We start from the raw sequence: 15,724 nt of genomic DNA, 5'->3' as shown, positions 1-15,724 counted from the left end.
TTCTACCAGCGGACTTCGAATTTGTTTCGAAGGTAAATGGCGATGCCGTTCATGGCGAGCAGGAAGACCAGCAGCACGATGATGGCGGCGGAAGTGTTCTGGACGAAGGCCTTGTCGATCTCGTCGGACCACAGGAAGATCTGCATCGGCAGCACGCTCGACGGGGCGGTCAGGCTGTCGGGCGGGGTGACGACGAAGGCACGCATGCCGATCATCAGCAGCGGCGCGGTTTCACCCAGCGCGCGGGCCATGCCGATGATGGTGCCGGTCAGGATGCCCGGCAGCGCGAGCGGCAGGACGTGGTGGAAGGTCGTCTGCACCTTGCTGGCGCCGATGCCGTACGCAGCCTCGCGGATCGAGGGCGGGACGGCCTTGATCGCGTTGCGCCCCGAGATGACGATGACCGGCATCGTCATCAGCGCCAGCGTCAGACCGCCGACCAGCGGTGAGGAACGCGGCATCTGGAAGGTGTTGATGAACACCGCCAGACCCAGCAGGCCGAAGATGATCGAGGGCACGGCGGCGAGGTTGTTGATCGACACCTCGACCCACTCGATCCACTTCTTCTTCGGCGCGAACTCTTCCAGATAGATCGCGGCGAGCACGCCCATCGGGAAGCTGAGCAGCAGCGTCACCAGCATGGTGAGCAGCGAGCCCTTGGCCGCGCCCCACACGCCTGCGGTGGTGGCATCGGTCGAGTCAGACCCGGACAGGAAGTCCCAGTCGAGCCCGGCGACGCCGTTCTTCAGCATGATGACGAGCAGCAGCGCCAGGAACCCGAGGCTCAGGACGATCGCGCCGAGCCCAACGAGCTTGAAGCGCTTCTCGGCGGCGTGGCGCTTCGCGAGGCGGCGAACCGCCTCGGGCGAATTCCAGTCGGACTTACTCATAGGCTTCGCGGAACCGCTTCACGACGCGCAGGGCGACGATGTTGAGGATGAGGGTGACGATGAACAGCACCAGGCCGAGCGCGAAGGCCGACAGCGTCTTGGGGCTGTTGAACTCCTGGTCGCCGGTCAGCATCTGGACGATCTGGTACGTCACCGTGGTCATCGAGGCGAACGGGTTCGCCGAAAGGTTGGCGGCGGCACCGGCGGCCATGACGACGATCATCGTCTCGCCGATGGCGCGGCTGATCGCCAGCATCACGCCTGCGACGATGCCGGGCAGAGCGGCGGGCAGCAGCACCTTCTTGATCGTCTCCGAACGGGTGGCGCCGAGCGCCAGCGAACCGTCGCTCATCGCGCGGGGCACGGCGGCGAGCGCATCGTCGGCCATCGAGGAGACGAACGGGATGATCATCACGCCCATCACCAGACCAGCGGCCAGCGCGCTCTCGGTCGAGGGGTTGGCCATGCCCAGCGAGGCGGCGAAGTCGCGGATCAGCGGCGCCACGGTCAGCGCGGCGAAGTAGCCGTAGACCACCGTGGGAATGCCCGCGAGGATCTCCAGCAGCGGCTTCACCCACTTGCGCACGTCGCGCGTGGCGTACTGGGTCAGGTAGATCGCGCTCATCAGGCCGAGCGGGATCGCGACGACCATGGCGATGATCGCGCCGATATAGATCGTGCCCCAGAACAGCGGCACCGCGCCGAAGTTGTTGTTGATGTTGTCGCCCATGGTGCTCGCGGGCGACCAGTGGGTGCCGGTGAGGAAGGCGATCGGCGACACGTCCTTGAAGAACATGCCCGCCTCGAACACCAGCGAGGCGACGATGCCGAAGGTGGTCAGGATCGCCAGCAGCGAGGCTGCCAGCAGCACGCCCAGCACCAAGCGCTCGACATGGGTGCGGGCCTTGAAGTTCGGGCGGATGCGCGTGAAGCCGAAGGCGCCGCCCGCAAAGGCGACGATCAGCACGATCACCGCGCCGATCAGGCCGAACTTCACTTGCGCCGCGCGGAACGGCTCGACCAGCGCCTGCGCCTCCGGGTTGAAGGCGACGGCGCCCGGATCGGAGGCGATGGTCTGCGCCTCGGCGACGATGGCGCCCAACTGGAACGGATCGGTAGGCAGGCCATGCGCGGCGGGGGTGGCGAAGACCGCGCCTTGGACGAGGCCCGGCATCACAGCCTGCCATACCAGCCAGGCGACCAGCGCCGGGACGACGATCCACAGCGCCAGATGCCAGCCGTGATAGGCGGGCATCGAGTGCATCGACCCCCGGCCGGTATAGAGCAGCCGCGCCCGGCCGCGCGCGGCGAACCAGCCGACAAGGCCGAGGCCGAGGACGGCCAGGAGAACTCCGGTAAGTATCATGACTGGCCCATCGGCCCCTTGTTCATACCGGGCGCTCCATCCACGCCGTCATTGCGAGGCCGCAGGCCGAAGCAACCCAGGGCGGTTTGCACCTGCCTTGGGTTGCCGCGCGGCTGCGCCGCTCGCAATGACGATGCAAGGGATCGAAGCACCGTAGTGGGTTCTTACTTCAGCTCGGACGGATCGAGCGGGGTCATGTTCGCGACGATTTCGGCGCTCTTCTTGCGCACGTCCTCGGGCGCGATGACCATGCCCTTCTTCTGCAGGAGGCCGTCGGCGCCCCACGACTTCACCCACTCGGCAACGTAGCCCTGCAGGCTCTTGATCGGACCCAGGTGCTGCTTCTTGACGTAGATGTAGAGCGGACGCGCGCCGGGGTAGGAATAGTCCGAGATCGTCGCGTAAGTCGGGGTCACGCCCGACATCGGGATGCCCTTCAGGCTGTCCGGGTTCTCTTCGAGGAACGAGTAGCCGAAGATGCCGATGGCCTTGGCGTTCTGCGAGATCTTCTGGACGATCAGGTTGTCGTTCTCGCCGGCGTCCACGTAAGGGCCGTCCTCGCGGATGTCGTGGCAGATCGCCTCGTACTTGTTCTTGTCGCTGTCCTTGAGCGCCTTGGTGGCGGCATCGGTCTTGCAACCGGCCTCGAGGATCAGTTCCTTGAGCGCGTCACGCGTGCCCGAGGTCGAGGGCGGGCCGTAGACGAGGATCGGCTCGGCGGGGAGCGACGGATTGACGTCCTTCCAGGTCTTCGCGGTGTTGGGCTTGCCGAAGGGGTTGGCCGCCAGCGCCTTGTAGATGTCGGTTGGGGTCAGCTGGAAGCCGGGGCCGCTCTTCGATCTCGGCGAAGGCGATGCCGTCGATGCCGACCTGGACCTCGACGATCTCCTTGACGCCGTTCTTCTGGCATTCCTCGAACTCGGACTTCTTGATCCGGCGCGAGGCGTCCTCGATATCGGGGTGCTGGGCGCCGACACCGGCGCAGAACAGCTTCATGCCCGCGCCGGTGCCGGTCGATCTCGATGACCGGCGACTTCACGCCCGCCGCCTTCGCGTAACCCTCGGCCACGGCGGTGGCGAAGGGGTAGACGGTCGAGGAACCGACGGCGCGCACGAAATCGCGCGATCCGGCCGAGGAACCGCCCGAACCTCCACAAGCGCTGAGCGCGGCAAGCGAGACGGCGGCGAAAATGAAGGTCTTGGTCGAACGCATTGGTAAACCCCCTTGGGCTTTGATCTTGAACTGCCCCCTATTGGTCTTTGATGACACTTTTGCGTCAATAACGTGACTAAATGGGGAGTGTCTCGAAAATCCTGCGCGCAGGCCTCAATAATTCCACTGGATCTGGGCGCGCAGGACGTCGCCTTCGGCCTGTCCGGCGCGGCGTTCGTCGGCCTCGGCGCGCTTCATGCGGGCATAGGCGAGCGTGAACTCGATCGGCTTCACCGGCGTCCATTCCACGCCGAGTTCAATGTCGTTGGTATCGAGGCGCGGCGCATTGACCGCCCCCTTCCAGCCGCCCTTGTAGCGTTCCCACCGCGCATAGGGGATCACCCGGCCCGCGCCGAAGTCCGGCACGCGGTACATCAGCATCACGTAGCCGCCGCTGGCATTGTGCGATCTCGATCGTCTGCGTTCCGGTATCGAACTGCGGCCCGCGCCCGAAAGTCCATTCGGCCTGGATGCCGAAGGGCTGCGGATAGAGGATCGCGTGCGCCACCGCGCGGCGTTCGGTGAAGTTCTGCGCCGTGACCCCGCCCGCGCGCACTTCCGGCTTCACCTTGTTGTGCATCAGCGAGCCGCCCACTTCGAGCACCTGCCCGTCCAGCCCGATACCATCGAGCCGCATCGGCCATGTCGCCATCGCCACCGACATCAGGCTCTCGTTGCGTTCCTGCCGGTTGACGCCCTGCCCGTTGAACACGCCGAAGCCGAAGGCGCCGTAATTGCCGAAAAGCTTCTGCCCGCCCGCTTCCAGTTCGTCCCAGATCGCCTGCACGCGGTCGGGCGTGTAGTAGGCGACGATGCCGAGATCGCGCTCGCTAGGCACTCCGGCGTTGATCGCGTCGGTGCGGTCGAGCGGCACACGGTTGGAGGAGGACTGCAGGTTCTCCCACCCGAACGGCACCTTGGACTGGCCGAAACGCACCTTGAGGCGCTGCGCCTTGTCGAGCGCAACGTCCACGTAGGCATCGCGCAGCTGCAGGAAGTTGTCGCGCCGCTCGCCCGAAGTCTGGTTGTTGACTGCGCTGGCGAAATCGGGCTGCAGGTAGAACGAGACGCCGTGGCCGAGGTCGCCCTGCATCACGAGACGGATGCGGCGGAAGAAGAAGTTGCTGTCCGGGCCGATGCTGCCGTCCTGCACCGACCGCAGCCGCGAGCGGCCTGAAGGCGCGTCCTTGTCGCCCGAGATGATCTCGTTGAAGCGCATCTGGGTGTAGCCGCGCAGCTTGATGCCGCTCGCGGTCTTGGCGAGCTTCGCCGGGATCGAGCTGGCTGCCGGGGCGGGCGGAGGAGCCTCAGCGGGCGTGGCCGGCCCTGCCGCGAGAGCCGGAACCGGCGTCGCGGCCGCATTCGGAAGCGGCGTCGCGATCTGCGACGCCGAGCCCTTCGCCGCCGCAAGCTGCCCTTCGAGCGAGGTGATGCGCTGCGCCATCGCCTCCATCTGCGCGCGCATGGCGGCGAGGTCGGCCTGGGTGACCGAATCGGCGGACTGCGCTAGGACCGGGGAAACCCAGCCCAGGGCGACGACGAGCGCTATGGCGGAAACGGGCAATCTTCGCATGGCTGCGGATTGCATCACGATTGGGTTCAGGATTCGCGTCATTTCGATGACGCGAATATGTCCATCGAATGACACTTTGATGACGTCAAGCTTCCCACTCCAACCCCTCCGGCAAGCGGGAGGGGCGGAAAGCTTGCAAGCGAAGCGAGTTAGCCGGATGGGGGCAACACCGGCCCCCGCGCGATCAGCCCTCCGCGCGCAGCGGCAGCATCAGCGAGGCGGTCGTCCCTACGCCCTGCCGGCTCTCGATGTCGAAGCGGCCGCGGTGGCGCTCGACGATATGCTTGACGATCGACAGGCCCAGCCCGGTTCCGCCCACCGCGCGGCTGCGACTGGTATCGGCGCGGTAGAAGCGCTCGGTCACGCGCGGCAGGTGTTCGGGGCCGATGCCCTCGCCCTCGTCGCGCACGGTGACGAGCACCCAGCCGGTGCTGGCGGCCTCCACAGAAACTTCCACGGGGCCTTCGGGCTTCGCATACTTGCGCGCATTGTCGATGAGGTTGCGCAGGACCTGCGAAAGCTGGCCGCGATCGCCCGCGATGACCGCTTCGGACTGGTTGGCCCGGACATGGACTTCCATCGTGCCCTTGAACTCTCCTGCCACTTCATGCGCCAGTGCGACGACATCGACGGTGTCCGAAGGCGCCTCGTGCTTCACCGCCTCAATGCGCGAAAGCGACATGAGGTCCGAAATCAGCGCCTGCATCCGCTGCGCCTCATGGCGGATGGTGCCCAGGAAGCGGTTGCGCAAGGCCTCGTCGCCGCCCGCCTTGGGGTTCATCAGCGTCTCGCAATAGCCGATGACGCTGGCGAGCGGGGTGCGCAGTTCGTGGCTGGCATTGGCGACGAAGTCGGCGTGGGACTTGGCCACGCTGACTCGCTCGGACAAGTCGTAGAGGCTGACCAGCCGCTCGTAGAGGCCGACGACCTTGCAGTCGACTTCCCATACCGACCCGCCGGTGGACAGCCCCTTCACCCGCGCCGAGCCGCCCTCGTCGCTGAGGATCGCGGCGACCGCGCGCGGCTCGCGAATGGCGATGCGCACGTCCTGCCCGACGATATGGGCGCCCAGCAGTGCCTTCGCCGCGCTGTTGGCGAAGCGCACCTGCCCCCGCACGATCATCATCGCGGGGGTCTGGAGATGTTCGAGGAGGTGGACGCCCTCGATGCTCATGCCTGTAATGCTCCTGAGGTCGCGGTGGGTGTGCACCGAAGATTCAAATCCGCGCGTGACATGGTTCCAAGACACTATTGTTGCAACATTCGTATTCACCAACGCCGGAAATGACATTTCCGTGTCCATTCGCCCCTCGGCGAGTTTGGAAAACGTGCTTGCATGCCTTCAGCGCCCTAGCGCTCGGCGGCGGCCTTTGTTATGGCGCAACCGCATGGCGGTCCGCCCACAAGTGGACATGACGCCGTGCAGCCTTGAGAACAATCATCAACGGCTGCGAGGAGGAGCGCGGTCGTCCGGTGGAAAGGGTACCGTGACGCAATTCACTTCCGATCGCCTGCTCCTCTTCGGCGCCACGGGCGATCTTTCACGCAGGATGCTCCTCCCTTCGCTTTGCGCGCTCGACGCGGAAGGCCTGCTGGGTCCTGATATCGAAATTATCGGCACGGCCCGGTCGGACATGGACGACCAGGGCTTCCGCAACTTCGCGCGCAGATCGCTGGAGCAGTTCCTGCCCGCCGGTCGCCGAGGCAGCCTGGCGCAGTTCCTCAACCGGCTGAGCTACCAGCCGCTCGACGCCAATGACATCGACAGCTTTCACGCTCTGGCCGAGAAAGTGGGCACCCCGAAGCAGGGCCTGTCGATCTTCCTGTCCACCGCGCCCAGCCTGTTCGAACCGACCATCCACGGTCTGGAGAAGAGCGGCCTTGCCAGCGGCAACGTGCGCATCGGGCTCGAAAAGCCGCTCGGGGTGGACCTCGCATCGAGCAAGGTCATCAATGATGCGGTGGCCAGCGCCTTCCCCGAGGACCGGATCTTCCGGATCGACCACTATCTCGGCAAGGAGACGGTGCAGAACATCCTGGCGCTGCGTTTCGCCAACCTGATGTTCGAGCCGCTGTGGAACGCCGCGCATATCGACCACGTGCAGATCACCGTGGCCGAGACCGTGGGCCTCGAATCGCGCGTCGCCTACTACGACGACAGCGGCGCCTTGCGCGACATGGTGCAGAACCATATGCTCCAGTTGCTCGCGCTCGTGGCGATGGAGCCGCCGGTTTCGTACAATGCCACTTCGATCCGCAACGAGAAGGTCAAGGTCCTCCACTCGCTGCGCAAGGTGAAGCCCGAGGAAACCGTCACCGGCCAGTACCGCGCAGGCGCGATCACCGGCAAGGCCGTGCCCGGCTATGATGAAGAACTCGGCAAGGATCTCGAACACCGAAACCTTCGTCGCGATCAAGGGTTTCATCGACAACTGGCGCTGGCAGGGCGTGCCCTTCTACATGCGCACCGGCAAGCGCCTGCCGAAGCGTACGACCGAGATCGTCGTGCAGTTCCGCGACGTGCCGCACTCGATCTTCCACGGCCGCGGCGCGAAGACGGTGCCCAACCGCCTCGTCATCGGCATCCAGCCGGAAGAGAACATCACCCTCTCGCTCATGGCCAAGGTGCCCGGGCTGGACCGTGACGGCTACGGCCTGCGCTCGGTGCCGCTGGCGATCACCCGCCCCGACGCCTTCGCCGACCACCAGCGCCGCATCGCCTACGAACGTCTGCTGCTCGACCTCATCGAAGGCGACCAGACCCTGTTCGTGCGCCGCGACGAAGTGGAAGCCCAATGGGAATGGATCGACGCGATCCGCTCCGGCTGGGAGGAACAGGCGCAGGAGCCCAAGACTTACACTGCAGGAAGCTGGGGGCCGTCCGCCGCGATCGCCCTCGCCGAACGCGACGGAGTAACTTGGCACGAATGAGTGGGCACGAGTGACCTCGTGCCAGCACCGAAGTTTGCTTGAGCAGGCCCATGCGGGCCGGAATATAGCGATTGACACCGGTTACCGTCCCGCGCACATGCGGGGCGGGAAGAAGCCGGATGTCGCGAAAGACCAGGAGTAGACCATGACCAACCTCCACCCGGTGGTCGCGCGCGTCACCGACCGTATCATCGAACGGTCGAAGGACAGCCGCGCGCGCTATCTCGACATGATCGCCCGCGAGACGGACCGCCATTCCGACCGTAGCTTCCTCTCGTGCTCCAACCTCGCGCACGGCTTCGCCGCCTCGGGCGAGGACAAGGCGACGATCGCCGGGAACAAGGCGGTCAACCTCGGCATCGTCACCGCCTACAACGACATGCTCTCGGCGCATCAGCCCTACGGCCGCTACCCCGAGCAGATGAAGCTGTTCGCGCGTGAAGTGGGCGCCACGGCCCAGGTCGCGGGCGGCGTGCCCGCCATGTGCGACGGCGTGACGCAGGGCTTCGACGGCATGGAGCTGTCGCTGTTCAGCCGCGACGTCATCGCGCTGTCCACCGGCGTCGCCCTGTCCCACGCGATGTTCGACGGCATGGCGCTGCTGGGCATCTGCGACAAGATCGTCCCCGGCCTCGTCATCGGCGCGCTGCGCTTCGGCCACCTGCCCGCGATCTTCGTGCCGTCCGGCCCGATGCCCACCGGCATCTCCAACAAGGAGAAGCAGAAGGTCCGCCAGCTCTACGCCGAAGGCAAGGTCGGCCGCGAGGAACTGCTCGCCAGCGAAAGCGCCAGCTATCACTCGCCGGGCACCTGCACCTTCTACGGCACCGCCAACTCCAACCAGATGATGATGGAGATGATGGGCCTGCACATGCCGAACGCAGCGTTCGTGCCGCCGAACACCCCGCTGCGCACCGCGCTGACCCGCTCGGCCACGCACCGTCTGGCGGCGATGACCCGCAAGGGCGAGGACTATCGCCCGATGGCCAAGGTCGTGGACGAGAAGGCGATCGTCAACGCCATCGCCGGTCTGCTCGCCACCGGCGGCTCGACCAATCACGCGATCCACCTGCCCGCCATGGCGCGCGCGGGCGGCATCCTGATCGACTGGCAGGACGTGGACGAGCTTTCGTCGGTAGTCCCGCTCATCACCCGCGCCTATCCCAACGGTTCGGGCGACGTGAACCACTTCCACGCGGCGGGCGGCATGGCCTGGGTGATCCGCGAGCTGCTCGACAGCGGCCTCGCCCACCGGGACATCCTGACCGTGGCCGAAGGCGGCATGAGCGCCTACGCGGACGAACCGGTGATGGTGGACGGCGAACTCGGCTGGACCCCCGCCCCGGCGGTCAGCGGCGACGACACGATGCTGCGCCCGGTCTCCAACCCGTTCCTGCCCGATGGCGGCATGCGTCTGGTGGACGGCAACCTGGGCCGCGGCACCTTCAAGACCAGCGCGGTCGATGCCGAACGCTGGACGATCGAGGCCCCGTGCCGCGTGTTCGACGATCAGGAAGGCGTGGCGAAGGCATTCAAGGCCGGTGAGCTGGACAAGGACGTGATCGTCGTCGTCCGCTTCCAGGGCCCGCGCGCCAACGGCATGCCCGAACTGCACAAGCTGACCCCGCCGCTGGGCGTCCTGCAGGATCGCGGCCACAAGGTCGCGCTCGTGACGGACGGGCGCATGTCGGGCGCTTCGGGCAAGGTGCCCGCCGCCATTCACGTCACCCCTGAAGCCTTCGCAGGCGGCCCGCTGGCGTACCTGCGCGATGGCGATATCGTGCGTCTCTCGGCAGAGGACGGCACGATCTCCACCACCGCCGACCTTTCGGGCCGCGAACCCGCGCCGACCCCGCCGCCCGCGATGGGCACCGGCCGCGAACTCTTCGCGATGTTCCGCATCAACGCGTCTAGCGCCGAACACGGCGGCTCGTCGATGCTGGAGGTTGCCGGGCTGTGACGACGGAAATCGTAGCCGTCGACATCGGCGGCACCCATGCCCGCTTCGCCATCGCCACCATCGGCGATGACGGCCGGATCACGCTTGGCGAACCCGCCACGCTGCACACCAAGGACCACGGCAGCTTCCAGCTGGCGTGGGAGGCGTTCCGCGCCATGAACGGCGGCACCCTGCCCGATGCCGTCGCCATGTCGGTGGCAGGCCCGGTCGGCAACGAGGTCATCAAGTTCACCAACAACCCCTGGATCCTGCGCCCCGCGAAGATCCAGGAGATGCTTGGCCCCACGCGCCAGACCATCATCAACGACTTCGCGGCCGTCGCCCACGCCGTCGCTTGCGCGGACGAGAGCGACTTCCTCTATCTGACCGGCCCGGACGAGGCACTGCCCGCATCGGGCACGCTCAGCATCCTCGGCCCCGGCACCGGCCTTGGCGTGGCGCACCTCTACCGCGATGGAAAGGGCAACTACCACGTCCAGGCGACCGAGGGCGGCCACACCGACTACGCCCCGCTCGACCTGATCGAGGACGCGATCCTCGCCCGCCTGCGCAAGCGCCACACCCGCGTCTCGGTGGAACGCATTGTCTCCGGCCCCGGTATCGTCGATATCTATGCGACGCTTGCCGCGATGGAGCACAAGGCCATCCACGAACTGACCGACGTGCAGATCTGGACCGCCGCCGCAGAGAGCACGGACAGCCTTGCCGTCGCCGCCGTGGACCGCTTCTGCCTCGCGCTGGGCGCGGCGGCGGGCGACTGCGCGCTGGCGCAGGGCGCGAGCGGCGTCGTCATCGCCGGTGGCCTTGGCTACCGCATCCGCGAGACCATCAAGACCTCGGGCTTTGCCGAAAGGTTCCGCGCCAAGGGCCGCTTCGCCGGCCTGATGGCCACCCTGCCCGTCAAGCTCATCACTCATCCGCAGCCCGGCCTGTTCGGCGCGGCGGCAGCATTCGCAATGGAGCACCTCCAGTAATGACTACCGTATCCGAAGCCGTCGAAAAGGTCATGCGCCTCGCCCCGGTGATCCCGGTGCTGGTCATCGAGGACATCGAGCACGCCCTGCCGATCGCCGAAGCGCTCGTCGCCGGTGGCCTGCCCGCGCTGGAGGTGACGCTGCGCACCGAATGCGCGATCGAGGCGATCAGGATCATGAAGCAGGTTCCCGGCGCCGTCGTCGGCGCCGGCACCGTGCTGACGCCGGACGACCTCAAGCGCTCGATCGACGCGGGCGCCGAATTCATCGTCTCGCCCGGCCTGACGCCGAACCTGGCCGAAGCCGCCTACAAGTCGAAGATCCCCTTCCTTCCCGGCACCGCCAACGCCAGCGACGTGATGTTCGCGCTGGAATGCGGGTTCGATCGCCTGAAGTTCTTCCCGGCGATGGCAGCCGGCGGCCCGCCCGCGCTCAAGGCGATCTCGGCCCCGCTGATGGCCGCAAAGTTCTGCCCGACCGGCGGCGTGACTCCGCAGAACGCGCCCGAATGGCTGGCGCTGGACGCGGTGATCTGCGTCGGCGGCAGCTGGATGGTCCCCAAGGGCAAGCCGGACGTCGCCAGGATCGAGGCCGAAGCACGCCTCGCAGCGGGCCTCGCCCGCTGATGGCGGCCGGGTCGGGCCAGTTGGCGCTGGGCACCGTCGATGCTCTCGACGCCCGCCTCAAGGAGTTGCACAAGCTCACGGCGGTGACGCCGCTGTTCAACCCGGTGTTCCAGCTTGGGCTGGAACTGTCGCGGGCACTGGAAAATGGCGAGATGTCTCTCGACGACATCGAGGCGCTCGTTTCCGAAATGGACTGCGAGGGGCTGCGCGCCCGCGCTTCCCGGCTCGACCGCATTCTGGGCACCATGCCCATCGCGGAGAACGACAAGGCGCTTGACGCCCTTGCCGAAAAGACCGCCGATGACGACGACTTCACCGCCTTCGCCGTGCGCTGGCAGCGCCCGGCGGCGCATGTCGTCTTCACCGCGCACCCGACCTTCCTGCTGACCGCCGCGCAGACCGAAGCCGTCACCACCTCCGCCTCCAACGGCGATTTCAGCGTAGCCTCGGTCTGCGTCGCCTCGCCCGCTCGCGACACGATCACGCTCGATTCCGAGCATGACGCGGCGATGGCGGCGATGGCACGCGGCCAGAAGGCGCGTGATCGCATCAACGCCCGCCTGTTCGACCTTGCCGCCGCCCGCTGGCCCAAGCGCTGGAAGGGCCTGAACCCGATGCCGGTGCGCTTCGCCCACTGGGTCGGCTACGACATGGACGGCCGCACCGACATCTCGTGGTCCACCTCGATCCGCTACCGGCTTGAGGAAAAGGCCCAACGTCTGGCCGGTTACGCCGAAGCGCTGGAGCAGGCCGCACCGGAAATCGCGGCGCAGCTCTCCCGCGCCCACGCCCACACGGCAGAGGCCGTCGCTGCCTTCAAGCAGGATCTCACCGATCCCGAGGCGCTGTCCGCCGCCGCCAACGGCCTCACCGCCGAGCACGCCGACAAGATCATCAGCCTCGAAGGCGTGATCACCCGGCTTGAGGACGAGGCCCGCCACGCCGATCAGGAGCAGGCGCGCGCCCTCCTCGTCACCGCCGCCGCGATGCGCGCCGACGGCCTCGGCATGGGCGGCATCCACTTCCGCGTGAATGCCTCGCAGCTGCAGAATGCGATCCGCCGCCGCATCGATCCGGATGGCAAGCTCAGCCTTGCCAGCCAGGCCGCGCTGGTGCGGATGCGCGAGCTGCTGGCCGAAGTGAAGCCGCTCAAGTCCAACTTCGCGGCGCTGGCGATCGAGAACAGCACCGCCGTGCGCCAGTTCCTCGCGATGGCGCAGATCCTCGGCCACATCGACGCCGACGCGCCGATCCGCATGCTGGTGGCCGAGTGCGAGGAGCCGACCACCGTGCTCGCCGCGCTCTACTTCGCGCGGATGTTCGGGATCGACGACAAGGTCGATGTCTCGCCTCTGTTCGAGACCGAGACCGCGCTGGAACACGGCGGCCGCTTCCTCGACGCCGTTCTCGCCGAGCCTGCCTACCGCGACTACGCAAGGCGGCGCGGCCGAGTTTCGATCCAGACCGGCTTCTCCGACGCGGGCCGCTTCGTCGGTCAGGTGCCTGCCGCGCTCGCCATCGAACGCCTGCAGGGCCGACTGTCGGAAGCCATGGCCGCCAACGGCTTGTCCGACGTCTGCGCGCTGATCTTCAACACCGGCGGCAGATCGATGGGTCGCGGCTGCCACCCCTCCAGCATCGACGACCGGTTCGACTGGCAGCTCTCACCCTGGGCCCGCCGCCGCTTCCTGCGTGCAGGGATCAGGCTGGAGCCCGAAGTCAGCTTCCAGGGCGGCGACGGCTACCTCTGGTTCGGCTCGGACGAACTGGCGCTGGCCACGCTCACCCGGATGGCCGAGCGCCCGCTGTGGGATGCCGACGTCAACGTGCCGACGGACCTGTTCTATCGCCGCACCGACCTCAGCCTCGACTTCTATCGCGCGATCCGTTCGGTTCAGCATGAGCATCTGGAAAGCTCGACCTACAGCCGCGCGATCACCGCGTTCGGGCTGGGGCTGCTGAACGATACCGGCAGCCGCAAGTCGCGCCGCCAGTCGGACCTTGCCTCCGACCGCTCGATGAACCTGCGCCAGATCCGCGCGATCCCGCACAACGCGATTCTGCAGCAGCTGGGCTACCCGGTGAACGTGATCGCCGGCATCGGCACCGCGGCGGACGGCAACCGCGAGGAAATCGCAGGGCTCCTGCGCAGAATCCGCGCGTGGTCGCCAGATCGTGCGTCTCGCCCGCGCCGCCAACGCGCTCGCCTCGATCAAGACCGTCTCGGCTTATGGCGAGCTGTTCAACTCGGCCTACTGGGCCAGCCGCCCCTATCGCGGCGGTGAGGAGAACATCGCCGACGCCTGCCTCAAGCTGGCCGAGTATCTGACCAAGGACGACCGCGCCGGCGTCTACCGTCGCCTCGCCTCGCGCCTGCGGGTCGATGCGCTGAAGCTGCACCGCCTGCTCGATCTCGTCCCGGACGAGGCTCCGCAGGCCGACCGCGAGCATACGCGCCGTTCGCTCGGCGTGCTCCATGCGCTGCGCATCGCGTTGTTCCAGCACATGTTCCTGCGCTCGGTGATGACGCCGCAGTTCAGCCGCGCCAACGACATCAGCCGCGACGACGTGCTGGAGATGTTCTTCACCCTGCGCGTCGAGGACGGCCTGGCCCAGTTGCGCCGCGCCTTCCCGGTGCATTTCCCCTCGATCAGCGACTTCGCGGTGGACGCCCCCAGCGACTACCCGGATTCCAGCGCGACGGGCTATGCGCAGATCCACAAGGACTTCATCGACCCGATCGCGCGTTCCTATGCGCTGAGCCTGCGGATCACCACCGCGCTGGCGAACGAGTTCGGCGCGCACGGGTGACGGGGATTTGAGGGTGTGGCTCACGAGCCGGAACCACGCCCTCCCACACCTGTAACGCCCCCGTCACCCTGAATTCGTTTCAGGGTCCATCGAGCAATTGGTGCCGGAGCGTCGCTGCTTACGCCGCGCTGTCGGTTTGCTGATCCAGCTACCGCGCTATCGGCGAAATGGACCCTGAAACGAGTTCAGGGTGACGGGAAATGGGTGAAAGATCGCGGATCCGGGCTAGCCCCGCGTCCTCACGGCTTGCAGTTCCGTCATCAGAACTTCGACCAGGCCTGCAGCGGGCATCGTCCGCACCAACGGTGCGCCCTGCCCGGCCCACTGCGCTCCGAACCCGTACTCGCCCTTCGCCTTGGCCGCAGCATTCAGTGCCTTCCCGGCGTGATAGGTGATCGGATAGTCCGGCACCTGCCGCCCGCCCACCTGCGCCGCGAGCGCCGTGAAGCGGTTCGCCAGCGCCCGCGCTGGGCGCCCCGACACCAGCGGCGTCAGTGTCGTGTGCCAGGCACCCGGCCCCTTGAGCGCCGCACGATAGCCCTCGTCCGCCGCCGATTCCGGGCAATCGATGAAGGCGGTCCCGAGTTGCGCCGCCACCGCGCCGAGATCGAGCGCGGCGGCGATCCCGGCGCCGTCCATGATGCCGCCCGCGGCAATCACCGGCAGTCCGGTTTCGCGCACCAGCAGCCGCGTCAGCGCCATGGTGCCGAGCCCGGGATCGGGCGCTCCGGGATCGAACATACCGCGATGACCGCCCGCCTCGATTCCTTGCGCGACCACGGCGTCAATCCCGGCTGCCGCGATGGCGCGCGCCTCATCGATATTCGTCGCCGTCGCCAGCATCACGATGCCGCGCTCGCGCAACGCGAAGATGGCATCGGCGGCGGGCAGGCCGAAATGAAAGCTCACCACCGGCGGCCGGGTCTCCAGCAACATCGCCAGCATCGCAGGATCATCCGCGAAACTCGTATAAGGCGATTGCAGAGTTTGTGGCCGCTCGGCCCCGAACTCGGCGAAGAGCGGGCGCAGCCAGTCCAGCCACGCCGCCTCGCATGCGGCGTCGGCAACTGGCGTGCGATGGACGAACAGGTTCACGTTGAAGGGGCGATCCGTACGCTCGCGCAGTTCCCCGATCATGGCCCGCGCGCCGCCAGCATCCGTCGCGCCGACGCCGATCGAGCCAAGCGCCCCGGCGTTCGAGACTTCCGCCGCCAGCAGCGGAGTGCTGGTCCCGGCCATCGGTGCCTGAATGAGGGGCAGGCTCACGCCGAGCCTTTCGAGAAACACCATAACCCGCTCCATCCATTGACCTGATGGCCTTCTAAGCGCCTACCTTGAAAACACAAAGATGCTGCCTCGCAGGCTTCTTCCGCAGAGGCA

Annotated in this window: 9 protein-coding genes and 4 pseudogenes; 5 read left to right on the top strand and 8 right to left on the bottom strand. The window is 67.0% G+C overall.

The genetic code is table 11. The features are described from left to right. Positions 1-2: 2 nt before the first annotated feature. The 7 genes and pseudogenes from pstA to KZO24_RS01425 all read right to left on the bottom strand — a co-directional run bounded on the left by pstA (position 3) and on the right by KZO24_RS01425 (position 6,216). Positions 3-764, bottom strand: coding sequence for a phosphate ABC transporter permease PstA (pstA, locus tag KZO24_RS01455; RefSeq protein WP_486487202.1), 762 nt, complete (start codon positions 762-764; stop codon positions 3-5). A 21-nt stretch (positions 765-785) separates the two neighbouring features. After that, a pseudogene (locus tag KZO24_RS01450) lies at positions 786-890 on the bottom strand (phosphate ABC transporter permease PstA); the annotation flags it as partial. Then, complete coding sequence (gene pstC / locus KZO24_RS01445) at positions 883-2,256, bottom strand: phosphate ABC transporter permease subunit PstC (protein ID WP_271184561.1); 1,374 nt, start codon at positions 2,254-2,256, stop codon at positions 883-885. The gene pstC and the pseudogene KZO24_RS01450, both read right to left, overlap by 8 nt. Positions 2,257-2,420: 164 nt before the next feature. Continuing rightward, positions 2,421-3,469 (bottom strand): annotated as a pseudogene (locus KZO24_RS01440) (substrate-binding domain-containing protein). Positions 3,470-3,583: 114 nt separating this feature from the next. Continuing rightward, positions 3,584-3,844, bottom strand: coding sequence for a hypothetical protein (locus KZO24_RS01435; RefSeq protein ID WP_486487201.1), 261 nt, complete (start codon positions 3,842-3,844; stop codon positions 3,584-3,586). Then, positions 3,726-5,042 (bottom strand): porin, encoded by a 1,317-nt coding sequence (locus KZO24_RS01430; RefSeq protein WP_486486745.1) that lies wholly within the window; start codon positions 5,040-5,042, stop codon positions 3,726-3,728. Before KZO24_RS01430 ends, KZO24_RS01435 begins: the two co-directional genes overlap by 119 nt. A gap of 184 nt (positions 5,043-5,226) precedes the next feature. Further along, positions 5,227-6,216 carry a sensor histidine kinase gene (locus KZO24_RS01425; RefSeq protein ID WP_271184558.1) on the bottom strand — a complete coding sequence of 330 codons (990 nt, stop codon included), beginning with the start codon at positions 6,214-6,216 and terminating at the stop codon, positions 5,227-5,229. A 313-nt stretch (positions 6,217-6,529) separates the two neighbouring features. On the opposite strand from KZO24_RS01425, the pseudogene zwf reads away from it, so the two are divergent. The 5 genes and pseudogenes from zwf (at position 6,530) to KZO24_RS01400 (ending at position 14,344) form a co-directional block, all read left to right on the top strand. Beyond that, a pseudogene (gene zwf / locus KZO24_RS01420) lies at positions 6,530-7,973 on the top strand (glucose-6-phosphate dehydrogenase). Positions 7,974-8,118: 145 nt separating this feature from the next. Further along, positions 8,119-9,933, top strand: coding sequence for a phosphogluconate dehydratase (gene edd / locus KZO24_RS01415; protein WP_271184557.1), 1,815 nt, complete (start codon positions 8,119-8,121; stop codon positions 9,931-9,933). After that, positions 9,930-10,907, top strand: coding sequence for a glucokinase (locus tag KZO24_RS01410; protein ID WP_271184556.1), 978 nt, complete (start codon positions 9,930-9,932; stop codon positions 10,905-10,907). The genes edd and KZO24_RS01410 overlap by 4 nt, the downstream gene beginning before the upstream one ends. After that, positions 10,907-11,533, top strand: coding sequence for a bifunctional 4-hydroxy-2-oxoglutarate aldolase/2-dehydro-3-deoxy-phosphogluconate aldolase (eda, locus tag KZO24_RS01405; protein ID WP_271184555.1), 627 nt, complete (start codon positions 10,907-10,909; stop codon positions 11,531-11,533). Before KZO24_RS01410 ends, eda begins: the two co-directional genes overlap by 1 nt. Further along, positions 11,533-14,344: pseudogene (locus KZO24_RS01400) on the top strand (phosphoenolpyruvate carboxylase). The gene eda and the pseudogene KZO24_RS01400 overlap by 1 nt, the downstream one beginning before the upstream one ends. A 225-nt stretch (positions 14,345-14,569) precedes the next feature. Here KZO24_RS01400 and KZO24_RS01395 read toward each other — a convergent pair. Then, complete coding sequence (locus tag KZO24_RS01395; RefSeq protein ID WP_271184553.1) at positions 14,570-15,634, bottom strand: NAD(P)H-dependent flavin oxidoreductase; 1,065 nt, start codon at positions 15,632-15,634, stop codon at positions 14,570-14,572. Positions 15,635-15,724 lie beyond the last annotated feature (90 nt).

Source organism: Novosphingobium sp. NFX11 (assembly GCF_057376415.1).
Note: the sequence above shows the minus strand (reverse complement) of the source record. Positions and strands in the feature narration are given on the sequence as shown.

What these genes read in the sequence shown, in the direction of transcription:
- edd (WP_271184557.1), top strand. Translation starts at nt 8,119, where the DNA reads ATGACCAACCTCCACCCGGTGGTCGCGCGCGTCACCGACCGTATCATC.
- KZO24_RS01425 (WP_271184558.1), bottom strand. Translation starts at nt 6,216, where the DNA reads ATGAGCATCGAGGGCGTCCACCTCCTCGAACATCTCCAGACCCCCGCG.
- KZO24_RS01395 (WP_271184553.1), bottom strand. Translation starts at nt 15,634, where the DNA reads ATGGTGTTTCTCGAAAGGCTCGGCGTGAGCCTGCCCCTCATTCAGGCA.
- KZO24_RS01435 (WP_486487201.1), bottom strand. Translation starts at nt 3,844, where the DNA reads ATGTACCGCGTGCCGGACTTCGGCGCGGGCCGGGTGATCCCCTATGCG.
- pstC (WP_271184561.1), bottom strand. Translation starts at nt 2,256, where the DNA reads ATGATACTTACCGGAGTTCTCCTGGCCGTCCTCGGCCTCGGCCTTGTC.
- KZO24_RS01430 (WP_486486745.1), bottom strand. Translation starts at nt 5,042, where the DNA reads ATGCGAAGATTGCCCGTTTCCGCCATAGCGCTCGTCGTCGCCCTGGGC.
- eda (WP_271184555.1), top strand. Translation starts at nt 10,907, where the DNA reads ATGACTACCGTATCCGAAGCCGTCGAAAAGGTCATGCGCCTCGCCCCG.